Genomic DNA, 22821 nt, shown 5'->3' on the forward strand with positions numbered 1-22821 from the left:
CCGCCATGGACCTGGGACTGCGGGGACGGACCGCGCTGATCACCGGCGCCGACTCCGGGATCGGCTGGCACACAGCCCGTCTGCTCCTGGAGGAGGGTGCCCGGGTCGCCGTGACCGACCTCGACCAGGACGCCCTGGACGCCGCGGCGGCCGACCTGCCCGGGCCGGTGACGGCCGTGGCCGCCGACCTCACCGACCCCGCCGCCGTCGACCGCCTGCACCGGGAGGTCGTCGCCGCCGTCGGTGAGCCCGGGATCCTCGTGCACGCCGCGGGCGTCACCGGGGCCCAGGGGTTGTTCCACGAGATCGACGACGAGGGCTGGCGTTCCACGCTGGACACCGACTTCCTCGCCGCGGTCCGCGTCGTCCGCGCTTTCCTGCCCGGCATGCGCAGCGCGGGCCGGGGGCGCGTGGTGCTGCTCGCCTCCGAGGACGCCGTGCAGCCCTACCCCGACGAACTGCCCTACTGCGCGGCGAAGGCCGCCGTCCTGAGCCTCGTCAAGGGCCTGTCGAAGACGTACGGCCGCGAGGGGATCCTCGTGAACGCCGTCTCGCCCGCCTTCATCGCCACCCCCATGACGGACGCGATGATGGCCGAGCGCGCGCAGGAACGCGGCGGCGGGGTCCAGGAGGCCATCGAGAGCTTCCTCGACGAGGAACGGCCGTTCATGGAGCTGAAGCGGCGCGGGGAACCCGAGGAGGTCGCCGCGGTCATCGCCTTCCTCGTCTCCGAGCGCGCGAGCTTCGTCACCGGCAGCAACTACCGGGTGGACTCGGGGTCCGTCGCGACGATCTAGGCCCGGCCCCGGAGACGTGCAGGCGCCGGTCACCGTCCCGAGCGGGGGCGGTGACCGGCGCGGGCCCGTCGGTCAGGAGCAGTTGGTGCTGCGGTACTCGCTGATCGCCAGGCTGGTGCCCGGTGCGGGGCAGAGGAACTGCGTGTAGCGGGTGTCGTCGTCGACGTAGCGCTTCAGCCAGCTGATGCTGTACTTCGCGATCGTGGTGTTCGAGCTGTTCGGGGCGAAGTGGCTGGCCCCCCGCAGTTCCAGGTAGGCCTTGTCGGTGGCCGTGGGGATGGACGCGTAGAACGGTTCGGAGTGCGACGCCACCGGAGCCGTGGAGTCGTCCTCCGCGCCGATGATCAGCGTGGGGGTGCTGACCTCGGGCCAGGTCTTGTCCAGGTTCCACGGCGTCAGCGGGATGGCGGCCTTGAGGGCCGGGTCGTCCTTGACCGCCTCCAGGGTCCCGCCCCCGCCCATGGAGTGGCCCATGACCGCCAGGCGGCTCGCGTCGACGCGGGCGCGGACGCTGCTGCGGTCGGTGAGGTAGGTCAGCGCGGCCTGGATCTGGTCCCCGCGGGAGGAGGGCTGGTCGTAGCGGCTCCGGGTGTCGATGGTGAACACCACGAAACCCTGCGAGGCCAGGCGGGGCCCGTACCAGGACATGCTCGACTGGCTGGCCGTGTAGCCGGGGGCGATCACCACGGCGCCGAAGGTGCCCGCGCTGGTGGTGGTCGGGTAGTAGATCGTCCCGCCGCCGAAACCGGTCGCGGCGAAGCTCGACACGGTCGTGGTGGAGACCGCGAAGGAACCGCGCGTCGCCTCGATCGAACTGGTGGTGGGCGCGGGGCCGCGCTCGTAGGGGTTGTCGGCGGCCTGGGCCGGGGCGGCGCCGACGACGAGGGGGAGGGTGACGGCGGTGGCGGCCAGGGAGGCGCGGAACCCCCGGACGGTGCGGCGGCGGGACGGGCGCGTGGAGGTGTTCGACATGGAGCGGCTCTCCGGGGGCGTGCTGCGGTGGGGGAGTGCCGGGGCGGGGGCGTGCGGAGCCGCGACTGCGCCGGTCCCGCCCGGGATTTCCCGTCCCCGGTCCGCCACAAAGTAGCCATGGCCTGACCGACTGGTCAAGCAACTGGTCGGGCGCCTCCGGGGCGGCCGCACCGCGCCCGCCACCGGTTACCCTCGCGGCCGTGGCGGACACGGAGGACGGGGACACCGGGCGGGTGGACGGCCGGCGGCTGCGCTACCGGCACCGCCGCGAGGAACTGCTGCGGGCGGCCACCGAGCACGCCCTCGCCCACGGCCCCGCCCAGCTGTCGCTGCGGCGGATCGCCGACAGCGCCGGCGTCAGCCACGCCGCGCTGCTGCACCACTTCGGCACCCGCGAGAACCTCGTCGCCGAGATCGTGGAACGGGTCCTGGACCGCGCCTTCACCGGGCCGCGGGTGCTCGCCGGTGAGCACACCACCGACGAGGAGGGCGGCCCGCTGCGCGCCCTGTGGCGGCGGGCCACCACCGGTGAGGGGGAGGCGTACGTGCGGTTGTTCCTCGCCGTCACCGGCGGCACCCTGCACGACGAGACCCTCGCCGACCCGGTGCGCCGCTCGCTGCGCCGGCGCACCGAGGTGCTGGAAGCGGGCCTGCTGCGGGCCGGCTGCCCACCCGAGCGGGCCGGGGCGCTCGCGACGCTGGTGCTGGGCACCCTGCGCGGCCTGGTGGTGGACCGGCTCGTCACCGGCGACACCGCGCGGGTGGACGCCGCGTTCGAGGTGTTCGCCCTCGGCCTGGACCGGCAGCGCAGCGAGTGGTGAGCCGGCCCGCCGGGACGTGACGCACGCGACAGCCCCGCCGGGTCACGGGAGCGGCCCGCGCGGTGTTGCACAGGACGCGGGGCGACCCGGGTGGCGGCCGTGCGGCCGGCCCCGGGGACGAGCGACCTCGCGATCCCGACGAGCACGACCAGTGAGGCACGCGCATGACCCCTCCCGTCCACCAGCTGTGGCACCGCGTCGAACGCTCCCGCAGCCACCCGCTGACCACCGACCGGCTGCCGGACCTGCACCGGCTCACCCGCCGGGACCTCGACGACGACGCGTTCCGCGCCGCGACGGTCGTCGCCCTCGCCGGGCTCGGCACCGACCGGCTCACCGCCCTGCTCGACCTGCGCGACGCCCTGGACAGCGGCGCGGTCGACGAGTGGGCCACCGCCTGGGCGCACGAGGTGCTCTGACCCCCCCCGCGCGGACGGCACCGGGTGCGCCCCGGCGCGACCGCCCGGCCGGTGGGCGGCAGCGGGTCAGGACGCGGCCGGCGGTGCTGCCACGGACTCCCGGTCGACGAGGATCGAGGCGAGGTGCACGACGGCCGGGGGACCGTCCTCGCCGCGCAGGCGGGCCGTCAGGCGGGCGGCGGCCTGCTCGCCCAGCAGCTGCACGGGCTGGCGCACGGTCGTGAGCGTCGGCCGCAGGACGCCAGCCCACGGCGAGTCGTCGAAGCTGACCAGCGAGAGGTCGTCCGGGACGGACAACCCCCGCGCCCGCACCTCGGCGAGCACCCCGATCGTCGCCTCGACCTCCGTGCAGACCACCGCCGTCGGCGCGTGGCCGTCGAGGACCCCGGCCGTGAACGCGCGGGCCCCGTCGGCGGTCTGCCGACCCGTCATCACCAGGTGGGGATCGACCTCGACCCCGGCGGCCCGCAGCGCCTCGGCGTACCCGAGGTACCGCTCGCCGACGCTCGAGATCTCCACCCGGGCGGCGAGCTCGGTGAGCCGCCGCGCGCTGACCCGGGCGCCGGTGCCGGGCGGGACCGCCGGGCCCCAGGCCAGCGCGATCCTCGAGTGCCCGGCGTCGAGCAGCCGCCGCGTGGCCTCGCGCGCCGCGTCGCGGTTGTCCATGACCACCGCGTCGACGGCGAGGTCGTCCAGGGTGCGGTCGACCTGCACGACCCGGACCCCCCGGGAGGCCGCCCAGCGCAGGGCCTCCGCCGCGGCCCGGCGGCCGCCGGCGGGGGCGATGACGATCCCGTCGACGCGTTTCCCGACGAGCAGGCGCACCGCCTCGTCCTCCAACGCCGGGTCCTCGTCGGAGTTGACGACGAGGGTGCCGTACCCGGCGGCGCGGGTGGCGTCCGAGATGCCCCGCAGCACGGCGGCGAAGAACGGGTTCGTGATGTCGGCGAGCACCACCCCGATCGTCCGGGTGACCCCGGTGCTCATGCTCCGGGCCAGTTCGTTCGTCTCGTACCCGAGCGCGGCCGCGGAGTTCAGCACCTGCTTGCGCGTCCGCTCGCTGACCGAGCCGTAGCCGCCGAGGACCCGGGCCGCGGAGGAACGGCCGACGCCCGCGTGCTGCGCGACCTCCGAGATCGTCGGTCTGCGGTCCCCGCCCTGGTTCACGGCCGTCATCCTAGTGACACCCGGTTCACCGCCCGGTGGCCGGCAGGGCCGCCGCGATGAGTTCGAGCGAGCGGGCCAGGACCGGTCGCGGGTCCTGCGCGTAGGAGCCGTCCCCGAAGAGTTCGACGGTGAAGTCGCCCGCGTACCCGCGCCGGTCGAAGTCCGCCAGCAGGTCCGCGAGGGGCAGTTCGCCCTCGCCCCAGGCGAGGTGCCCGTCCGGTGCGCCGTCGATGAGGTGCGCGTGCAGCAACCGGTCGCCCAGCAGGTCCGCGTAGTCGTCGACGGTTTCGCCGGCGACCGCCATCGCGACCGTGTCCAGCACCGCGCCCAGCCGCCGGTCCCCGACCTCGGCGAGCACCCGGGCCGTGTCGGCCGCGGTCGTGACCAGGTTCGACTCCACCCGTTGCAGGGGTTCGAGGACGCAGGTGACCCCCAGTTCCGCGGCCCGGGTCGCGATCCGGCCGATCGCGTCGACGGACCGGACCCAGGCGTGCTCGCGCGGTTCGGACTCGAACCCGCGGCCGGAGGTGAGGAGCAGCAGACCGGAACCGAGTTCGGCCGCGATCTCGGCCGCCCGCAGGAAGAACTCGACGCTGGCCGAACGCAACCTCGCGTCCGGTGAGGCGATGTTCACCGGGTAGGACACCTGCTCGGGGGTGAAGCACACGACGCGCATCCCGCGGGCGGTGACCTCGCGGCGCAGCGCGGCCGCGTCCCGGTCGGTGACCCAGGGGACGTGCAGCTGCGGGGCGGTGCCCCACAGCTCGACCCGGTCGCGGCCCAGGGCCGCCAGGTCGTCCAGGCACTCCGGCAGCGGCCGGTGCTGGTAGGCGAAGTTCGACCCCGCGACGCGGTCGAGGGAAGTGGTCACCGGTGTCCTCCTGGATCGGTTGGTGGAGACGACGCGGCCCGGGACGACGAGGTCGCCGCCCCGGCCCGGGTTCACCCCGTCACCCCGAGCAGGCCGACCACGACGAACCCGGCGGCGGCCACGGCGGCCGCGGCCACCTGGTACGGCAGGTTGGTGATCCAGTGCCGGTACAGCGGGATGCGGGCCGAGCTGGCGGTGAGCAGCCCGACGTCGGAGGAGATCGCGGCGGAGATGCCGAGCGTCCCCGCGGAGAGCACCGCGGCGACGGTGGCCGGCACGCTGGCCCCGGTCTGCGCGCACAGCTGCACCAGCACGGGGACCATGAGGATGTAGAGCGACCAGTTCAGCGTCACGAGCATCTCGGTGACCGCGAAGATCGCGAAGATGATCAGCGGCAGCCACTGCGGGGCGATCGCGCCGTCGACGTGCTGCACCACGAACTCGGTGAAGTTCAGCGTGGAGATCCCGTGCACCAGCACGAAGGCCAGCGCCATGAGCAGGATGAGCGGGAAGATGTCCTTCATCCCCTCGATCACCGTGTCCACGTAGCCGGCGATCGTCGTCCAGCCCTGGACGACGAGCAGCGCACCGGTGAGCAGGATGCCGAGGAGGAAACCGAGTTCGATGTTCCCGGTCGTCAGGGACGTGGCGATGACGACGACGACCGGGGCCAGGAAGTTCAGGGCGTGCGGGAGGCGGCCGGTGCCGGCGGCGGCCTGCGCGGGGTCGGCCGCGGCGGCGCGGAAGTCCGCGCGCAGGGGGCCGACGACGGGCAGGACGCGGGCGGCCAGCAGCAGCGCGATCACCACGGCGGCCATCGAGTGGAACAGGTACGGCAGGACCCCCAGGTAGGTGCTCAGCTGGTCCGTCCCGTACCCCGCCGCCACGAGCAGGCCCGCGACGAGCACCGGCGTCGTGCCGATCGGGTTGAGCGTGTTGGCCGTCTCGCCCGCGGTGCGCACCAGGGAGGCGGTGAAGGTGCGGGGCAGGCCGAAGCGGCGGTTGACCGGGGCCAGGCTCACCGTGACGCCCGAGGCGGACACGTAGCTGTCGTTGCTCAGCAGCAGGGTCAGGACGACGGTGACGATCCCGGCCGTGCGCGGTCCGCGCGCGAGCCGGCCGGCGGCCCGGGCGAAGGAGGTGGCCAGCCCGGTGCGCTCGAAGACCCCGATGAGGCCGCCGATCGCGGCCAGCCGCACGAGGAGACCGGCGTTGTCGGCGTCGGTGATCTGGCCGAAGAGCGCGTCGAACCAGGCCGTGGCGACCGACCCGCGGTAGATGATCACGGTCGCGAGGAGACCGCTCCACAGGAAACCCTCGATGACGCGGTGGGTGGTGAGCACGAAGGCGAAGAGCGTCACCGCCGGCAGCAGGCTCCACCACCCGTAGGAGGCGTCGGTGCCCGAGGGAGCCAGGAGCGAGACCGCGAGGACGACCACCAGCCCCGCGTAGGCGGACGCGGTGCGCCGGGTGGGCCGGCGCCGGCCCGCCGGTGCCGCGGCGTCGGCGGTGGCGTGCGTCGCCACGGTCGGGCCGGGGGTGGCGGGCTCGCTCACCGCGGTGGTGGTGCGGTCGTCGTGCGCCATTGCAGGATCTCCTTCGCGTGACCGAACGCGCCGTCGACCTGGCACTGGTCGGCGGCGAAGCGGGCGCCGCGGCCCAGCGCCGCGGCGAGGACGTCGCCGGAGGGGGTGGCGCCGCGGCGCCACCCGTTCTCCAGGAGGTGGAGCGTGAAGGCCGTGATGAACGCGTCGCCGGCGCCCATCGTGTCGTGCGCCGAGACCGGTACCGCCGGTGCGGTGTGGAAGGTCCTGCCGTCGTGGACGGCCGAGCCCTCCAGGCCCCGGGTGAGCAGGACCAGGCCGGGGCCGCGGTCGTGCACGCGCTCGGCGAACGCGTGCGCGGCCCCCCAGTCGAGGTCGGCGACGGAGAACACCGCCAGGTCCACGTGGGGGGCCACCAGGTCGAGGTGCTCCTCGCGGCGCTGCTCGGCCTCGTCGGAGAAGTCGAAGCTCACCAGCCCGGCGGCGCGGCCGACGTCGGCCAGCACCGGTTCCAGGCCGGCGTAGGTGCTCACGTGCACGAGGTCGAAACCCGCCAGGTACTCCAGGTCGGCCGCGTCGGGGCGGAAGGGCTGCTCGAGCAGCACCCCGCCGTCCCAGTCGCCGAAGACCCGGTCGCCGTCGCGCACGACGACGTCGCACCACCCGGTGACGCCGTCGTGCACCCGGCACCGCCGGGTGGAGACGCCGAGCTCGGTCAGGCAGGTGCGCAGGTGCGCGGCGGCGTCGTCGGTGCCCAGCACCCCCAGGTAGGCCGACTCGGCTCCCAGGCGCCGGGCGAACACCGCGAAGTTCACGCAGTTCCCGCCGGGGTAGAAGAACCCCCGCTCGGTGAAGCGGTCGACGACGTTGTCGCCGAACCCCACGACCCGCGGGCGCCGCGGGTCGGGCATCAGTACTCCACCGTGCGGTAGTACCGGCGCAGGGTCAGCGGGTGCTCGCGCACGGCTTCGAGGTGCTTGCTGAAGCGGATCGTGATGGCGTCGACGACGATGGGGCCGACCAGGCCGCGGAACTCCGGTGAGATCCCCTCCAGGGCGTAGTCGGCCGTGTCGAGGACGGTGGTCGCCCTGTTGTAGTTGTCGGTGAACTTGCGCACGCGTTCCATCAGCGGCCGGCTCTCGTCTTCACCGATGAACAGCAGGACGCTGGTGTCCTCCTCGATGAGCTCCAGGGAACCGTGGAAGAACTCGGCGCCGTGCACCCGGGTGGTGCGCAGCCACTGCATCTCCTCGAGGATGCACATCGAGTAGTTGTAGGTGAAGCCCCACAGGTTCCCGGCGCCGACGAGGAAGTGGTAGTCGGTCTGCGCGTGCCGGGCGGCGAAGTCCGCCGCGACGGGGTCGGCCTGCTGCTGCACCCGCGTCAGCAGCGGCGTCAGGTCCGACAGCTCCGCGGCCAGGCGCTCGTGCTCGGGGAACTCCCCGCGGCGGTTCAGCAGGGCGGTGGTCAGCAGCAGCAGCTGGATGTCGATCGACTCGCCGGCGGTCTCGTCGTCGGCCCAGTTGACGAGCACGTGGTCGGCGGCGGCGATCGGGCTTTCGGCGTCGCCGGTGAGGGCGATGGTCGTGACGCCCTTCGCGCGGCAGTGCTCCAGCGCGGCGACGGTCTCCCGCGTCGTCCCGGACAGGGACGAGAACACCGCGACGGAACGTCCGGTGAGGCGGGGGTCGTCCGCGACGAGCAGTTCCGCGGCGATGACCGAGCGCACGGGCAGCGTCGAGGTGCGGGTGACGAGGTGCTCGTAGGGCCACATGGCGGCGTACGAGCCGCCGGAGCCGATGAGGAACAGCGAGTCGTAACCGGCCTCGGTCACCGCGTCCGCGATCGCGTCGATCTGCGGACGCAGCGCACCGGCGCCGCCGACGACGCGCCGGTAGCGGTCCTCGTCGAATCCGAGCATGTCGGGGTTCCTCCCGTCCGTCGGCCGGGGGACCCAGCCGCATCGCTTTGGTACCGGTCCCAATTGGGACCGGTGTCAATGTAGCGGCGAGGGTGGGGGAAGTCGAGCACCCGGGACGACGCGGTCCCGGACCCTCGACGTTCCGGTTCGAGCACCTGCTGCACGCCGAGGCCGAGGTCGTCGACACTGCGCGCCTCACCCCGGCCCAGGTGGCCCGGCGGGTCGCGGACGCCGTCGCGGGGGGACCGCGCGGGACCGGCTGGGGGACGGTCCGTCAGCCGTCACCGCCGGACGGGCACGTGCGGCGGCCCTCTCGTCGGGGCGGAGCCTTGACATGGCTAAACATCCGACGATTGACTGGCGCGAGCGTACCCACCACGCTGCACTCGATGAGGAGGCACAGTGCGTACCAGTGACACGCGCGGAGCAGATGATCGCTCACGCGGTGCTGGCCATGACCCCAGGGCGGTAAGCATCCGATGATTGCGTGGTCCACGATGTCGTCGTCGGGACGCGGCACCCCGTCGCGGGAGGGGTGCCGACAGTGGCGATGACCCCTCTGCGGGCGTCCGCCGTGGCCGAGGCCGCCGCGACGAGCACCCGCGGTCGCTCCGCGGCCGGTCGCAGCCTGCGCCGGCACTGGCAGCTGTACGTCATGCTGGCGGTGCCCCTGGCGTGGTTCGTCGTCTTCAAGTACATCCCCATGGTCAACGCCGTCATCGCGTTCAAGCAGTACAACGTCGTGGACGGCATCTGGGGCAGCGACTGGGTGGGGCTGGCCAACTTCCAGCGCTTCTTCGACAACCCGGTCTTCGGGCGCATCGTGTCCAACACGTTCATCCTGTCCGTCTACGCCGTGCTGGCGGGCTTCCCCATCCCGATCCTCCTGGCGCTGGCCATCAACGAGGTGCGGCTCAAGTTCTTCGCCCGCACCGTCCAGCTGGTCACCTACGCCCCGTTCTTCATCTCCACGGTGATCATCGTCTCGATGACCATCCTCATCCTCTCCCCGCGCATCGGGCTGCTCTCGGACGTCTTCGGGTTCTTCGGGGCGAGCCAGCCCAACGTCCTGGGTGATCCGAACGCCTTCCGGCACATCTACGTGTGGACCGACGTCTGGCAGACGGCCGGCTACTCGGCGGTCATCTACCTGGCCGCGCTGGCCGGCATCGACCCCACGCTCTACGAGGCGGCCCGGGTCGACGGCGCGAACCGGCTGCAGAAGATCATCGCGGTGGACCTGCCGGGCATCGCACCGACCGCGGTCATCATCCTCATCCTCGGGGTCGGCAACGTCATGTCGCTGGGTTTCGAGAAGGCGTTCCTGCTGCAGAACCCGCTGAACCTCTCGCAGTCCGAGATCATCGCGACCTACACGTACAAGGTCGGCCTCATCAACGCCGACTTCAGCCTCGCCAGCGCCATCGGGTTGTTCAACTCCGTCATCAACCTGGTGCTGCTGGTCAGCGTCAACCGGATCGCCAAACGAGTCACCGGGAGTGGTCTGTGGTGAGCGGCACGACGACGCAGGACCAGGAGCGGAGCGGGAAGCGCGCCCGGCGGGCCGGCCGGACCCGGGGGCAGGTGGGCCGGGCCAAGCAGGTGAAGGACCCCGCGGTCGACCGGGTGTTCATGGTCGCGGTCTACGTCCTGCTCACCACCGCGCTGGTCCTCGTGCTCACGCCCCTGCTGTACATCCTGGCGAGCTCGTTCAGCTCGCCGGCGGCGGTCTCGGCGGGACGGGTGTTCCTGTGGCCGGTCGACTTCACCCTGCGCGGCTACGAGGTGGCCCTCAGCAACTCGGCCATCCTCGTCGGGTTCGGCAACTCCGTGTTCTACACGGTCGCCGGTGCCGCGATCAGCGTCACCCTCACCATCATGATCGCCTACCCCCTGTCCACCCCGGACCTGTGGGGGCGGACGGTCATCACCAAGTTCGTCGTGTTCACCATGCTGTTCGCCGGCGGGATCATCCCGACGTACCTCGTCGTGCAGGCCCTCGGGTTGCTCGACACCCGCGGGGCGCTGCTGCTGCCGCAGGCCATCGGCGTCTGGCAGGTCATCATCGCCGTCGCGTTCCTGCGCGCCTCGATCCCCGACGAGCTGATCGAGGCGGCCCAGCTCGACGGGGCCAGCGACCTGCGCATCCTGCTCACCGTCGTCCTGCCGCTGGCCAAACCCCTCATCGCCGTCATCGCGCTGATGTACGGCATCGCGCAGTGGAACTCCTACTTCGACGCGCTGCTCTACCTCCGCGACGCGGACCTGGCTCCGTTGCAGATCGTGCTGCGCAACATCCTCATCCTCAACACCTCCGGCGGGAGCACCGACGCCGCCGCCATGATGGAACGTCAGCAGCTGGCGAACCTGCTGAAGTACTCCCTCATCGTCATCGCCACCGTCCCGCTGCTCCTGGTCTACCCGTTCGTCGCCCGGTACTTCACCAAGGGCATCCTCGTCGGCGCCGTCAAGGGCTGAGCCCGCGCCGCCCCCAGCACTGCGCTCCACACCACCACCCGGCGACACGGTCGTCGCCGCCACCCACCGAGAGGACTCCCCGTGTCCGCACGCCGTCGATCCCGAGCCCGGTCCCGCACCCGTCGCCCCGCCCGCCCTCTGGCCCTCGGGCTGGCCGCCCTCACCCTCGTGGCCACCTCCTGCTCCGCGGGGGAGGACTCGGGGAACGACGCGGAGAAGCTGACGATCTTCGCCGCGCAGGGCCCCGACACGGACCTGGCCACGAACGCGTTCACCAAGGAGATGGAGGAGCTCACCGGCACCTCCTTCGAGTGGCAGACCACGACCTACGACGGCACGACGGCCGCCGAGGCCCGCCGCATCCAGCTGGCCGGCGGGGACTACCCCGAGGTCTTCCTCATGGTGCCCTGGGTGGACCAGTTCTCCCAGCAGGACCTGCAGCGCTACGGCCAGCAGGGCGTCCTGCAGCCGCTGAACGACCTCATCGAGCAGCACGCGCCGAACATCCAGGAGGCGTTCGAGGAGAACCCCGAGTTCAAGGCCCTGGCGACGGCCCCCGACGGCAAGATCTGGGGGCTGCCGCAGTGGAACGACTGCTTCCACTGCTCCTACCAGGCCAAGCTCTGGATCAACACCGACTGGCTGGAGAAGCTGGGGCTGCAGATGCCCACCACGACCGACGAGTTCTTCGACGTCATGACCGCGTTCAAGACCCGGGACCCCAACGGCAACGGCCAGGCCGACGAGATCCCGCTGACCTCCAGCGTCGACGACCTGCTGCTGCCCTACTTCGTCAACGCGTTCCTCTACGACCCGCAGGGCAGCGCGACCTACCCCTCGACCCTCGCCCTGCAGGACGGGGAGGTGACGTTGCAGGCCGCCCAGGACGCCTACCGCGACGCGCTGGCCTACATGGCGAAGCTGTACGAGGCCGGGCTCATCGACCCCGCCGCCTTCACCCAGAACCGCGACGCGATGATCGCGAAGGGGGACAACGCGGAGGCGCCCCTGGTGGGCGCGGCGACCGTCCTGCACCCGAACCTCTTCGTGACCACCGGCCAGGACGACCAGCGCGACGAGGCCTACCAGGCCCTGCCGCCGCTGAAGGGCCCGCAGGGCGTGCAGTTCGCCTCCTACAACCTGCCCAGCATGCCCGGCGCCACGTTCGCCGTGACGAACAAGGCCAGCGAGGAGGAGCAGGTGGCCGCGATCAAGGTGATCGACTACATGTTCCCCCGGGACCAGCACGCCCGGGCCGAGTTCGGCATCGAGGGGAAGGACTGGTTCCAGCCCGTGGCGGGGGAGACCGCCCTGGACGAGGAGCTCACGCCGTTCGCCCGCGTCCCCGAGGCCGACCCCAACGTCAAGCCGGCCAACAACGGGTGGGGACCGCTGGCGCAGTACAACTCCGACGCCGACTTCCGCAACGGCCAGGTGCAGCCCGCCGACGGGTACGAGCGCAAGCTCTTCGACGCCAGCGCGCTGTACGAGCCGTTCGTCCCGCAGGACCAGGTCTTCCCCTACTGGTCGGTCTGGGTGCCCGAGGAGGAGGCGGCCGAGGTGGCCGACCTGACCACCAACATCGAGAACCTCGTCAGCCAGGCCAGCGCCGAGTTCGTCACCGGCACGCGCGACGTGGGCGACGACGGCGCGTGGGCGTCCTACGTCGAGGAGCTGGAGGGCACGGGCCTGCCCCGGTACCTGGAGATCCAGCAGAAGGCCTACGACGCGAGCAAGTGACCCCCTCCTGCACGAGCCCCACCGACCCCGGAGCGACATGACCCCCCAGCACGAGTCCCGGCACGAGTCCCGGCACGTCATCACCTGCGACCGGCCCGCCACCCGGTTCGCCGACTCGTTCCTGCTCGGCGACGGCCGGCTGGGGGTGACCGTCGCGGGGGGCGCCGGGTCGGAGACGTTCGACCTCAACGCCGACACCCTGTGGTCGGGGGGACCGGTCGGACCGCGCACCGACGGCGGGGCCGCGCACGTCCTGCCGGCGCTGCGGGACGCCGTGGCCGCCGGCGACCACCACCGGGCCGACGAGCTGGCCCTGCAGCTGCACGCCCCCGGGTACACCGAGTCCTACCAGCCCGTCGGGCGGCTCACCTGGCAGCACGAACCCGGGGCGGACCCGGACGCGGACGTGCAGGGCTACGTCCGCGAACTGGACCTGGCCCGCGCCACGGCCCGCACCCGCTACCGGCGCGGCGACGCCGACCACGAGCTCGAGGCGTTCGTCGTGCCGGGCGACAGCGTCCTGGTGGCCGGGTCGCCGCGGCCGTGGACCGGCGCGGACCTCCCCCCGGTCGCCTTCACCAGCCCGCACCCGCTGTTGGTGCAGCGGGTCGAGCAGGTCGCCGGCGGGACCCTGCTGCTGGCGGCGGGCCGGGTCCCGGCGCTGGTGGTCCCCAACTACGTCCCCGACGACGACCCCGTGCGGTACGCCCGGGACGAGCCCGCGCCCGACGGGACCGTGCCGCGCGGCGGCGGGTTCGCCGTGGCGGCCCTCGTCCACCTCTCCGCAGGAGCGGCCCGGCTGACCAGCACCGTGGTGACGGGTTTCCGCGGGTGGCGCGAACGTCCCTCGGCCGACGTCGAGACGCTGGTCCGCCGGGCCCGCGAGCAGGTCCTGGCCACCGCCGGGGCGCCGACCGCCGAGCTGCGCGGGCGCACCGAGACCGAGCACCGGAGGTTCTTCGACCGCGTCGACCTGGACCTGCAGCCCGCCGCGGGCCGCGAGCAGGACGTCGCCGTGACCCAGCGGGTGTTCGACCTCGGCCGGTACCTGCTGATCGCCTCCTCCCGGCCCGGCACCCAGGCCGCGAACCTGCAGGGCATCTGGAACGTCGACGTCCGGCCGGGGTGGAGCAGCAACTACACGACCAACATCAACCTCACCATGAACTACTGGGCCGCGGAGTCCACCGGGCTGGGGGACCTGCACGCCCCGCTGTTCGACCTGACCCGCGACCTGGCCGAGGCGGGGGAGGAGACCGCGCGGCTGGACTACGGCGCCCGGGGCGCGGCGGTCCACCACAACACCGACGTCTGGCGCTTCACCCGGGCCGTCGCGGGCCGCCCGTTCTGGTCCAACTGGCCCTCGGCGCTGCCCTGGCTGGCGGCCCACACGTTCGACCACGTCGACTTCGGCTCGGCCCCGGAGGGGTTCGTGGAGGAGGTGGCGCTGCCCGTGCACCGGCGGGCCGCCGCCTTCGCGCTGGACCTGCTCGTCCCCGACCCGGGGACCGGTGCGCTGCTGCCCAGCCCCTCGACCTCGCCGGAGAACTCGTTCCTGCTCCCCGACGGCTCGCAGGCGGCCGTGACGTCCGGGTCGACCATGGACCGTGAACTCGTCCGCGAGGTCCTCACGCACTACCTGACCCTCCTGGACCGCGCGGGACCGGCCGCCGGCCAGGACCCGCAGGACCCCCCGCTGGCCCGGGAGGCGCGCGCCGCGCTGGACCGGCTCGCCCCGCCGGCCGTCGTGGACGGCGTGCTGCAGGAGTGGGGCCCCGGCCTGGCCTCGGCCGAACCGGGGCACCGGCACGTCTCGCACCTGTACGGCCTCTTCCCCGGCACCAGCACCACCACCCGCCGCGACCCCGCGCTGGTGGAGGCCTCGCGCCGGGCGCTGGGGGAGCGGCTGGGCCACGGCGGCGGCCACACCGGGTGGAGCCGGTCGTGGGTCGTGTGCCTGGCCGCCCGCCTCGGGGACGGGGACGGCGCCGAGGAGCACCTGCGGGTGCTCGCCGCGGACCTGATGTCGGACTCGCTGCTGGACCTGCACCCCCACGGGGACTGGCCGGGGGGCGCGATCTTCCAGATCGACGGGAACTTCGGGGCCGTCGCGGGCATCGCCGAGACCCTCCTGCAGAGCCACGACGGCGCCCTGGACCTGCTGCCGGCCCTCCCGCCGGGCTGGCCCGGCGGCAGCGTCCGCGGCCTGCGCGCCCGGGGCGGGCACGGCGTCGACGTGACGTGGGCGGACTCCACCCTGCACCGCGCCCGGGTCGTGCCCGGGTGCGCCGGGGAACTGCGCGTGCGCGCCCCGGGCGCCGCCGGCCTCGTGATCACCGCGGACGACGTGCCGGTGCCGGTGCGGGTGGACCCCGGTGGTGACCACGCCTGGACCGCGCGGGAGGGGACGGAGTACGTGGTCCGGCCGCGCTGAGACCCACCCGCCACCGCGCCCCGGCGCCGCCACGCAGTTCCCGCCCCGCCCACCCCGCCCAGGACCCGACCCCGAGGTTGCCACCATGACCACGATCACCGCCGTGGAGGTCGTCGACCTCCGGTTCCCCACCTCCGCGACCGCCGCCGGCTCGGACGCCATGAACAAGGACGGCGACTACTCCGCCGCCTACGTCGTCCTGCGGACCGACGACCCGCAGCTGTCCGGCCACGGGTTCACCTTCACGATCGGGCGGGGCAACGACATCTGCGTGATGGCCGCCGAGCAACGCGCCCTGCCGCTGATCGGGTGCTCGGTGCAGGAGGTCACCGACGACCTCGGCGGCACCTACCGCCGGCTGAAGTCCGACTCCCAGCTGCGCTGGCTGGGCCCGGACAAGGGGGTCGAGCACCTGGCGATGGCCGCGGTGATGAACGCCGTCTGGGACCTCGCCGCCCGCCGGGCCGGCAAACCCCTGTGGCGCTTCGTCGCGGACATGACGCCCCGCGAGGTCGTCGACGTGCTGGACCTGCAGTACCTCAGCGACGTCCTGACCGCCGAGGAGGCCCTGCGGATGCTGGAGGAGGCCCGGCCGGGCCGGGACCGGCGCATCGCCGAGCTGGAGGCCGACGGCTACCCCTGCTACACCACCAGCGCCGGCTGGCTGGGGTACTCCGACGACAAGCTGCGGCGCCTGTGCCAGGAGGCCGTCGACCAGGGGTACCGCCACGTCAAGCTCAAGGTCGGGGCCGACGTCGAGGAGGACGTCCGCCGCTGCCGGATCGCCCGCGAGGTGATCGGCCCCGACGCCCACCTCATGATCGACGCGAACCAGGTCTGGGACGTGCCCCAGGCCATCGAGTGGGTCGGCCGCCTCGCGGAGTTCTCGCCCCTGTGGATCGAGGAACCCACCAGCCCCGACGACGTCCTGGGGCACGCCGCGATCCGGGCGGCGGTGGCCCCCGTCGGGGTGGCCACCGGCGAGCACGGCATGAACCGGGTCCTGTTCAAGCAGATGTTCCAGGCCGGCGCCCTCGACTTCTGCCAGCTGGACTCCGCCCGCCTGGCCAGCCTCAACGAGATCCTGTCCGTCTACCTCATGGCCAGGAAGTTCGACGTCCCGGTGTGCCCCCACGCCGGTGGCGTGGGCCTGTGCGAACTCGTCCAGCACCTGTCCATCATCGACTACGTCGTCGTCTCCGGATCGCTGGAGGGGCGGGTCACCGAGTTCGTCGACCACCTGCACGAGCACTTCGTGGACCCGTGCGTCGTCGAGAACGGTGCCTACCGGGTCCCCCGCGCGCCGGGGTACTCCGCCGAGGTGCACGCCGCCACCCTCGAGACGTACTCGTTCCCGTTCGGCGCCCACTGGGCCAGTCCCGGCGTCGCCGCCCAGCAGGTGGTGTGAACCACCCCCCGTGCCCATCGAACGCTCCCCACGACGGAGGACGACCATGACGACCACGACCGGCACGACCACGACCGGCACGACCACGACGAGGATGGCCGCGTACGTCGGTGACGGCGTCGTCACCGTCACCGACGGTGCGGTGCGAGCGCCGGCGCGGGGCGAGGTCCGCCTCGAGGTGGCCTACACCGGGATCTGCGGGACCGACCTGCACATCGTCCACGGGGCCATGGACGCCCGCGTGCAGCGCCCCCTCGTGTTCGGCCACGAGGCCAGCGCCGTCGTCGCCGAACTGGGCGAGGGCGTGGGCGAGCTCGTCGTCGGCCAGCGCGTGGTCGTGGTGCCCCTGGTGTGGGACGGCACCTGCCCGGCCTGCCTCGCCGGCCACCAGCACGTCTGCCAGAACCTCACCTTCGTCGGCATCGACTCCCCGGGGGCCCTGCAGGAGTCGTGGACCGTGCCGGCGGGCACCGTCGTCCCCCTGCCCGACTCCCTGTCGCTGCACGACGCGGCGCTGACCGAACCCGTGGCGGTCGCCGTCCACGACGTCCGCCGCTCCGGCCTGCGCGGCGGTGAGCGCGTCGTCGTGCTGGGAGCCGGTCCCATCGGCGTGCTGATCTCCACCGTCGCCCGCACGGCCGGCGCGGAGGTGGTGGTCGTCGAGCTCGACGAGCAGCGGCGCGCCAGGGCCGCGGACCTGGGTTTCCGCACCCTGGACCCCCGCGACGACCTCGAACGGCTCGTCGAGGAGTGGACGGGCGGCGCCGGTGCCGACGTGGTGTTCGAGGTGTCCGGCGCGGCCGCCGCCGTCGCCGTCGCCCCCCGGCTCGCCAGGGTCCGGGGCACGCTCGTCGTCGTCGCGATCCACCCCACCCCGCGGGAGGTCGACCTGCAGCGGGTGTTCTGGCGCGAACTGACCCTCGTGGGTGCCCGCGTGTACGAACGGCGCGACGTGGAGGAGGCGATCGACCTGCTCACCCGGGGGATCGTCCCGGTGGACCGGATCGTGAGCAGCGTGCGCCCCCTGGCGCAGACCGCGCAGGCCGTCGAGGAACTGGCCGCCGGGCGCGGGCTGAAGGTGCTCATCCAGGTGGGCCGGTCGCAGTGACGACGAACCTCTTCGACCTCTCCGGCCGGCACGCCGTGGTGACCGGTGCCAGCCGGGGCATCGGGCTGGCCGTCGCCGGGGCCCTGGCCGACGCCGGAGCCGACGTCACCGGCGTCGGTTCCTCGCTGTCGAACGGCGACACCGAGGTGCGCCGTCGCGTGGAGGCGGCGCGACGGCGCTTCGAGGGCGTCGCGTGCGACTTCTCCGACCGCGCCGCCGTGCAGCAGCTGGCCCGGCGGCTGGCCGGGGCCGAGCGCCCGGTGGACGTCCTGGTCAACAACGCCGGGACGATCGCGCGCGCCCCCGCGGCCGAGCACCCCCTGGAGCGGTGGGACGAGGTCCTGGCGGTCAACCTCGACGCCCCGTTCATCCTCACCCAGGCGGTGGGGCGGGGGATGCTCGAGCGCGGGGCGGGCAAGGTGGTCATGACCGCGTCGCTGCTCAGCTTCCAGGGCGGGGTCACCGTCCCCGGCTACGCGGCGTCCAAGTCGGGCATCGCCGCCCTGACCCGCGCCCTGGCCAACGAGTGGGCCGCGCACGGGGTCAACGTCAACGCCATCGCCCCGGGCTACGTCGCCACCGACAACACGCAGGCCCTGCGGGACGACCCCGACCGGTCCGCGGCGATCCTGCAGCGGATCCCCGCCGGCCGGTGGGGCCGGGCCGAGGACCTGGCCGGGGCCGCGGTGTTCCTGGCCTCGCGCGCCTCCGACTACGTCAACGGTGTCGTCCTGCCCGTGGACGGGGGGTGGCTCAGCCGGTGACGGTGCTGGCGCGAGGTCCGTGCGGCCGGCACCCCGGCGGGGGTTACGGTCAGGCGATGGACACCCTGCGACCGGCTCCGGACAGCGAGGACGCCCCCAGCTCCCGCTCGCAGTCGGAGGCCGTGGTGCAGAGCATCAAGCAGATGCTGGTCTCCGGGGAGCTGGGGCCCCGCGCGCGCCTGCCCGTGGAGAAGGAGCTGGCCGCGCGGCTGGGCGTCAGCCGCGGCACCCTCCGGGAAGGGGTGCGCGCGCTGGCCGCGATGGGGGTCCTGGAGACGCGCCAGGGTGACGGGACGTACGTCACCTCCCTGGACGCCCGGCTGCTGCTGAGCCCGGTCAGCTTCGTCGTCGACCTGCAGAGCGCCGACGGCGGGCGGCAGCTGCAGCAGGTGCGCCGCGTCCTGGAGGTCGAGGCGGCCGGTGCCGCGGCGATGCACGTCGACGCCGAGTCGCTGCAGCGGGCCGAGGAGGTGCTGCGGCGCTTCGAGGTGCGCTCCGAGGGCGACGCCGACGACCACCGCCGCAACATGGAGATCGACATCGAGTTCCACCGCGTCCTGGCCCGGGCGTCGCAGAACGCCGTGCTGGAGGCGCTGATCGAGGCGCTGGCCAGCAGGACGGTGCGCGGGCGCATGTGGCGCGCCATCCGCGACGACGGCGCCGACGAGCGCAGCCACGCCGAGCACCGCGCCATCCTCGCCGCCGTCGTGCGGCGTGACGCCCCGGCCGCCCGGATCCTGATGGGCGCGCACCTGCTGGGGGTCGAGCAGTACCTGTCCCAGGAGACGAGCATCCCCGAGGACCTGGCGCTGGAGGTCCTCGCGCCGGGAGCGTCGCCGGACGCCGCCGAGCCGCGGTGAGCCCGCCCGGTCCGCCGCGTCGCGGACCGCGCGGGACCGCCTGCGGGACGGCCCGTCAGCCGTCGCCGGGCAGACCGGCGGCGTTCCAGGCGGCGACCCCGCCGCGCAGGTGGACGGCGTCGGGGTGCCCCGCGGCGAGGACGGCGCGCAGCGCGCGGGCCGACCGGACCCCGCCGGCGCAGTGCAGCACCAGCGGCCGGGCCGGGTCGAAGCGCCCCGGGTCGGCGAGCACGTCCGCCAGCGGGACCAGGACCGCGCCGGGCAGCGCGAACGCGGCGTGCTCGTCGGGTTCGCGGACGTCCACCAGGGTGAACCCGTCGCGGCCGGCGGCCCGTTCGCGCAGGCGGTGCGCCAGCCCGGCGGCGTCCACCTCCGGCAGGTCCGGGGCCGCCCCGGCGGGGCCGGGAGAGGGTTCGCGGTCCGCGGCGCCCTCGACCGGCTCCACCGCGGTGACCGGCGCCCGCCGCGGGTCGGGGTTCAGGCGCAACGGCCGCCACGTCATCGCCAGCGCGTCGTGGACGAGCACCCGGCCCAGCAGGCTCTGCCCGGCGCCGGTGAGGAGTTTCACGGCCTCGACGACCATCGCGGAACCCACGGCGGCGCACACCGCCCCCAGCACCCCGGCCTCGCCGCAGGACGGGACCGTCCCGGGGGCCGGCGGGGTGGGGAACAGGTCGCGGTAGGTGGGCCCGTGCCCGTCCCGGAACACCGCGACCTGCCCGTCGAAGCGCAGGACCGAACCCCACACCCAGGGCCGCCCGGTCAGGACGCACGCGTCGTTCACGAGGTAGCGGGTGGCGAAGTTGTCCGAGCCGTCCAGGACGAGGTCGTACCCGGCGACGACGTCCTCGGCGTTCTGCGCGGTGAGGCGCTCGCGGTGGCGGACGACGCGGACCAGCGGGTTCGCGCGGGCCACGGCGTCGGCGGCGCTGTCGACCTTGGCCCGGCCGACGTCGGCGGTGCCGTGCAGGACCTGCCGGTGCAGGTTCGACTCGTCGACGACGTCGTCGTCGACGACGCCGAGGGTCCCCACCCCGGCCGCGGCCAGGTACAGCAGGGCCGGGGACCCCAGGCCGCCGGCGCCGACGACGAGGACCCGGGCCGCCTTCAGGCGCCGCTGGCCCAGTTCCCCGACCTGCGGCAGCAGCAACTGGCGGGCGTAGCGGCGGCGTTCCTCCGCGGTGAGCCCCTCGGCGGGTTCGACGAGGGGGTTCACCCGGCCGCCCCGAACTGCGCGAGACCGGTCCACGTCGAGGACGCCTGCGCCAGCGCCCGCGCGGGGATGCGCCCGGCCCGGTGCGCGGCGCGCCCGGCCAGGACGGCGTGGCGCATGGCCGACCCCATCAGCTCGGGGTCCTGGGCCCGGGTGACGGCGGTGGCCAGCAGCACCGCGTCGCAGCCCAGTTCCATGGCGCGCGCGGCGTCGGAGGCGGTGCCGACCCCGGCGTCCAGGACGACCGGCACGCCGGCGCGCTCGACGATGAGGGCGATGTTGTGCGGGTTCAGGATGCCCAGGCCGGTGCCGATGGGCGCGCCCAGCGGCATCACCGCCGCGCACCCGGCCCGTTCCAGGCGCAGGGCCAGGGCGGGGTCGTCGTTGGTGTAGGCCAGGACGGTGAAATCGTCGTCGACGAGCTGCTCGGCGGCGTCCAGGAGTTCCACGGCGTCCGGCAGGAGGGTCTCCTCGTCGGCGACGACCTCCAGCTTCACCCAGTCCGTGCCCAGGGCCTCGCGGCCCAGGCGGGCGGTGAGCAGCGCCTCCCGGGCGGTGCGGCAGCCGGCGGTGTTCGGCAGCACCTGCACGCCCGCCCGGTCCAGGACGTCCAGCAGGGAGCCACGCGCGGACGGGTCGACCCGGCGCAGCGCCACGGTGGTCAGCTCGGTGCCGGAGGCGCGCAGCGCGCGCTCGAGGACCTCGTGGTTGGCCGCCCCGCCGGTCCCGGTGATCAGGCGGGACCGGAACGTCCGCCCGGCGATCACCAGCGGGTCGCCGGCGCCCGGGGCGTCGGCGGGGGAGGGGACCGTGTCGAGCGCGCTCATCCGCCGGCCACCGCCTGCAGCACCTCGAGGCGGTCCCCCGCCGCGACGGGCGTGCGGGCCCAGCCGCCGGCGGGCACCACCTCCTCGCCCAGCGCCACGGCGGTGCCGCGCCCGTCCACGGCGTCCGGCGCGAACCGCGCCACGACGTCGGCCACGCTCGACCCGGCGGGGACCCGCAGGGGTTCGGAGTTCACGAACACCTCCACGTCCCCCGCTGCGATCCCGTCCGCGGTTCCCCCCGCGGTCCCCGTCCTCACGGCACCAGCACCTCCTCCCGGGCCGCGCGCGGCGACCCGAACCGCCCCGGGTCGCACGCCGCGACCTCGGGCACCACGTCCCCGCCGTGGACGAGGGCGGCGACCGCGTCGGCCGTCACCCCCGACAGCAGCACCCCGTTGCGGTACTGCCCGGTGGCCAGCACCAGCCCGGGAACCCCGCCGAACCCGATCAGCGGCAGGTTGTCCGGTGAACCCGGCCGGCAGCGGGCCAGGACCTCCACCAGTTCCAGCTCGGCCACCGCGGGCACCAGCGCCTGCGCGTCCCGCAGCAGGTCGTGCACCGCGCCGGCGGTCACGCGCTCGTCGAAACCCCGCTCCTCGGTGGTCGCGCCCACCACCAGTTCCCCGTCCTCGCGGGGCACCAGGTACACCTCGCGGTCGCGGACCAGCCCGCGCACGGTGCGCTGCAGGACGTGCTCACCGGCGGGCATCCGCAGCCGCGCGACCTGACCCTTCACCGGCCGCACCGGCACGTGCCTCTGGGCGCGGGCGCCGGTGGCCAGCACCACCACGTCGGCCGGCAGGTCCGCGGGCCGGTCCACGGGCAGGTCCCCGTCCCGGCTCCCGTCCGGCAGCCGGACCCCGGCCGCCCGCCCGTCGCGCACCACCACCTCACCGCGGGCCCGGACGCGCCGGACCCCGGCGCGCTCGGCCGCGGTGAGCAGCCCCGCCAGCAGCCGCCGCGGGTCGACCTGGTGGTCCCCCCGCACCAGGCTGCCCCCGCACACGGCCGGGTCCAGGAACGGTTCGGCCCGGCGGCACTGGCGCCCGGTCAGCGCCTCGACCTCCAGGCCCAGCGCCTGCTGCACCTCGCGCACCCGCGCCAGCCGGGCCCGGTCCCCGGCGTCCAGGGCGACCGCCAGGGTGCCGCTGGCGCGGTAGCCCGTGCCCAGCCCCGACGCGGCGGCGACCTCGGCGGCGTAGCCGGCGAAACCGCCCGCGGCCCGCAGGCACAGCGCCAGCAGGTCCTCCTCGCCGTGGTGCAGCTCGCTGACCGGGGCCAGCATCCCCGCCGCGGCGCGCGAGGCGCCCGCCGTCTCGTCGGGGTCGACGAGCACCACGCGGGACCCGCGCTGCGCCAGCCGCCACGCGCATGCCGCACCCGTGACGCCACCGCCGAGCACCACCACGTCGGCGCGCACGTCCCCGCGCCGCGCACCCGGCGCGGTCGAGGGTTTCCCGGGGGGAACCACTCAGCA

21 protein-coding genes and 1 pseudogene are annotated in these 22821 nt (G+C 74.1%); 12 read left to right on the forward strand and 10 right to left on the reverse strand.

The window, feature by feature from the left end; translation table 11 throughout:
• Window positions 1–5: 5 nt before the first annotated feature.
• On the forward strand, window positions 6–797 hold the full coding sequence (locus tag ACRYM6_RS15065; protein WP_432543694.1) for an SDR family NAD(P)-dependent oxidoreductase: 792 nt from the start codon (window positions 6–8) through the stop codon (window positions 795–797).
• A 72-nt stretch (window positions 798–869) separates the two neighbouring features.
• Here ACRYM6_RS15065 and ACRYM6_RS15070 read toward each other — a convergent pair whose 3' ends face one another.
• Complete coding sequence (locus ACRYM6_RS15070; protein WP_432543695.1) at window positions 870–1769, reverse strand: alpha/beta hydrolase family protein; 900 nt, start codon at window positions 1767–1769, stop codon at window positions 870–872.
• A gap of 200 nt (window positions 1770–1969) precedes the next feature.
• Here ACRYM6_RS15070 and ACRYM6_RS15075 point away from each other — a divergent pair, with 200 nt between their 5' ends.
• Both ACRYM6_RS15075 and ACRYM6_RS15080 read left to right on the forward strand, forming a co-directional pair.
• A complete protein-coding gene (locus tag ACRYM6_RS15075) occupies window positions 1970–2590 on the forward strand; it encodes a TetR/AcrR family transcriptional regulator (protein WP_432543696.1) in 621 nt (206 codons plus the stop codon).
• Window positions 2591–2754: 164 nt separating this feature from the next.
• Complete coding sequence (locus ACRYM6_RS15080) at window positions 2755–3009, forward strand: hypothetical protein (protein ID WP_432543697.1); 255 nt, start codon at window positions 2755–2757, stop codon at window positions 3007–3009.
• Between the two features lie 66 nt (window positions 3010–3075).
• Here ACRYM6_RS15080 and ACRYM6_RS15085 read toward each other — a convergent pair whose 3' ends face one another.
• The 5 genes from ACRYM6_RS15085 to ACRYM6_RS15105 form a co-directional block, all read right to left on the reverse strand.
• Entirely contained in the window at window positions 3076–4176 is a 1101-nt protein-coding gene (locus ACRYM6_RS15085) for a LacI family DNA-binding transcriptional regulator (RefSeq protein WP_432543698.1), read from the reverse strand.
• Between the two features lie 25 nt (window positions 4177–4201).
• On the reverse strand, window positions 4202–5047 hold the full coding sequence (locus ACRYM6_RS15090) for a sugar phosphate isomerase/epimerase family protein (protein ID WP_432543699.1): 846 nt from the start codon (window positions 5045–5047) through the stop codon (window positions 4202–4204).
• 71 nt (window positions 5048–5118) lie between these two features.
• On the reverse strand, window positions 5119–6633 hold the full coding sequence (locus ACRYM6_RS15095) for a Na+/H+ antiporter NhaC family protein (RefSeq protein ID WP_432543700.1): 1515 nt from the start codon (window positions 6631–6633) through the stop codon (window positions 5119–5121).
• The gene (locus ACRYM6_RS15100; protein WP_432543701.1) at window positions 6600–7502 is read right to left on the reverse strand and encodes a PfkB family carbohydrate kinase; all 903 of its coding nucleotides are present in this window, start codon (window positions 7500–7502) and stop codon (window positions 6600–6602) included. The genes ACRYM6_RS15095 and ACRYM6_RS15100 overlap by 34 nt, the downstream gene beginning before the upstream one ends.
• Complete coding sequence (locus ACRYM6_RS15105; protein ID WP_432543702.1) at window positions 7502–8512, reverse strand: SIS domain-containing protein; 1011 nt, start codon at window positions 8510–8512, stop codon at window positions 7502–7504. The genes ACRYM6_RS15100 and ACRYM6_RS15105 overlap by 1 nt, the downstream gene beginning before the upstream one ends.
• 128 nt (window positions 8513–8640) lie before the next feature.
• Here ACRYM6_RS15105 and ACRYM6_RS15110 point away from each other — a divergent pair.
• The 9 genes and pseudogenes from ACRYM6_RS15110 to ACRYM6_RS15150 form a co-directional block, all read left to right on the forward strand.
• A pseudogene (locus ACRYM6_RS15110) lies at window positions 8641–8754 on the forward strand (ATP-binding protein); the annotation flags it as partial.
• A 308-nt stretch (window positions 8755–9062) separates the two neighbouring features.
• Window positions 9063–10025, forward strand: a complete 963-nt coding sequence (locus tag ACRYM6_RS15115) for an ABC transporter permease (protein WP_432543727.1) — start codon at window positions 9063–9065, stop codon at window positions 10023–10025.
• Window positions 10026–10144: 119 nt separating this feature from the next.
• Window positions 10145–10990, forward strand: coding sequence for a carbohydrate ABC transporter permease (locus tag ACRYM6_RS15120; protein ID WP_432543728.1), 846 nt, complete (start codon window positions 10145–10147; stop codon window positions 10988–10990).
• Window positions 10991–11071: 81 nt separating this feature from the next.
• Window positions 11072–12730 carry a type 2 periplasmic-binding domain-containing protein gene (locus ACRYM6_RS15125; RefSeq protein ID WP_432543703.1) on the forward strand — a complete coding sequence of 553 codons (1659 nt, stop codon included), beginning with the start codon at window positions 11072–11074 and terminating at the stop codon, window positions 12728–12730.
• A 37-nt stretch (window positions 12731–12767) separates the two neighbouring features.
• Window positions 12768–15164, forward strand: coding sequence for a glycosyl hydrolase family 95 catalytic domain-containing protein (locus tag ACRYM6_RS15130; protein ID WP_432543704.1), 2397 nt, complete (start codon window positions 12768–12770; stop codon window positions 15162–15164).
• 85 nt (window positions 15165–15249) lie between these two features.
• Window positions 15250–16572: an L-fuconate dehydratase gene (locus tag ACRYM6_RS15135; RefSeq protein WP_432543705.1), complete on the forward strand. Its 1323-nt coding sequence runs from the start codon at window positions 15250–15252 to the stop codon at window positions 16570–16572.
• A 46-nt stretch (window positions 16573–16618) separates the two neighbouring features.
• Window positions 16619–17680, forward strand: coding sequence for a zinc-dependent alcohol dehydrogenase (locus tag ACRYM6_RS15140; RefSeq protein ID WP_432543706.1), 1062 nt, complete (start codon window positions 16619–16621; stop codon window positions 17678–17680).
• A complete protein-coding gene (locus ACRYM6_RS15145; RefSeq protein ID WP_432543707.1) occupies window positions 17677–18444 on the forward strand; it encodes an SDR family oxidoreductase in 768 nt (255 codons plus the stop codon). The genes ACRYM6_RS15140 and ACRYM6_RS15145 overlap by 4 nt, the downstream gene beginning before the upstream one ends.
• A 56-nt stretch (window positions 18445–18500) precedes the next feature.
• Window positions 18501–19304 (forward strand): FadR/GntR family transcriptional regulator, encoded by an 804-nt coding sequence (locus ACRYM6_RS15150; RefSeq protein WP_432543708.1) that lies wholly within the window; start codon window positions 18501–18503, stop codon window positions 19302–19304.
• A gap of 55 nt (window positions 19305–19359) precedes the next feature.
• Here ACRYM6_RS15150 and moeB read toward each other — a convergent pair whose 3' ends face one another.
• Genes moeB through thiO form a run of 4 tightly spaced genes read right to left on the reverse strand, consistent with a single transcriptional unit; the run spans window position 19360 to window position 22815 of the window.
• Complete coding sequence (moeB, locus tag ACRYM6_RS15155) at window positions 19360–20520, reverse strand: molybdopterin-synthase adenylyltransferase MoeB (protein ID WP_432543709.1); 1161 nt, start codon at window positions 20518–20520, stop codon at window positions 19360–19362.
• On the reverse strand, window positions 20517–21344 hold the full coding sequence (locus ACRYM6_RS15160) for a thiazole synthase (protein WP_432543710.1): 828 nt from the start codon (window positions 21342–21344) through the stop codon (window positions 20517–20519). Before ACRYM6_RS15160 ends, moeB begins: the two co-directional genes overlap by 4 nt.
• Window positions 21341–21538 carry a sulfur carrier protein ThiS gene (gene thiS, locus ACRYM6_RS15165; protein ID WP_432543711.1) on the reverse strand — a complete coding sequence of 66 codons (198 nt, stop codon included), beginning with the start codon at window positions 21536–21538 and terminating at the stop codon, window positions 21341–21343. The genes ACRYM6_RS15160 and thiS overlap by 4 nt, the downstream gene beginning before the upstream one ends.
• A 59-nt stretch (window positions 21539–21597) precedes the next feature.
• Window positions 21598–22815, reverse strand: coding sequence for a glycine oxidase ThiO (gene thiO, locus ACRYM6_RS15170; RefSeq protein WP_432543712.1), 1218 nt, complete (start codon window positions 22813–22815; stop codon window positions 21598–21600).
• Between the last annotated feature and the right edge of the window lie 6 nt (window positions 22816–22821).

This window comes from Kineococcus rugosus, from assembly GCF_050871975.1.
Lineage (GTDB): Bacteria > Actinomycetota > Actinomycetes > Actinomycetales > Kineococcaceae > Kineococcus.

Bases quoted from the DNA above. Each gene is read 5' to 3' on its own strand.
- ACRYM6_RS15135 (WP_432543705.1), top strand. From the start codon at position 15,250: ATGACCACGATCACCGCCGTGGAGGTCGTCGACCTCCGGTTCCCCACC.
- ACRYM6_RS15065 (WP_432543694.1), top strand. From the start codon at position 6: ATGGACCTGGGACTGCGGGGACGGACCGCGCTGATCACCGGCGCCGAC.
- ACRYM6_RS15070 (WP_432543695.1), bottom strand. From the start codon at position 1,769: ATGTCGAACACCTCCACGCGCCCGTCCCGCCGCCGCACCGTCCGGGGG.
- ACRYM6_RS15080 (WP_432543697.1), top strand. From the start codon at position 2,755: ATGACCCCTCCCGTCCACCAGCTGTGGCACCGCGTCGAACGCTCCCGC.
- ACRYM6_RS15115 (WP_432543727.1), top strand. From the start codon at position 9,063: ATGACCCCTCTGCGGGCGTCCGCCGTGGCCGAGGCCGCCGCGACGAGC.
- ACRYM6_RS15160 (WP_432543710.1), bottom strand. From the start codon at position 21,344: ATGAGCGCGCTCGACACGGTCCCCTCCCCCGCCGACGCCCCGGGCGCC.
- ACRYM6_RS15150 (WP_432543708.1), top strand. From the start codon at position 18,501: ATGGACACCCTGCGACCGGCTCCGGACAGCGAGGACGCCCCCAGCTCC.
- ACRYM6_RS15095 (WP_432543700.1), bottom strand. From the start codon at position 6,633: ATGGCGCACGACGACCGCACCACCACCGCGGTGAGCGAGCCCGCCACC.
- ACRYM6_RS15120 (WP_432543728.1), top strand. From the start codon at position 10,145: ATGGTCGCGGTCTACGTCCTGCTCACCACCGCGCTGGTCCTCGTGCTC.
- ACRYM6_RS15100 (WP_432543701.1), bottom strand. From the start codon at position 7,502: ATGCCCGACCCGCGGCGCCCGCGGGTCGTGGGGTTCGGCGACAACGTC.
- ACRYM6_RS15105 (WP_432543702.1), bottom strand. From the start codon at position 8,512: ATGCTCGGATTCGACGAGGACCGCTACCGGCGCGTCGTCGGCGGCGCC.
- ACRYM6_RS15140 (WP_432543706.1), top strand. From the start codon at position 16,619: ATGACGACCACGACCGGCACGACCACGACCGGCACGACCACGACGAGG.
- ACRYM6_RS15130 (WP_432543704.1), top strand. From the start codon at position 12,768: ATGACCCCCCAGCACGAGTCCCGGCACGAGTCCCGGCACGTCATCACC.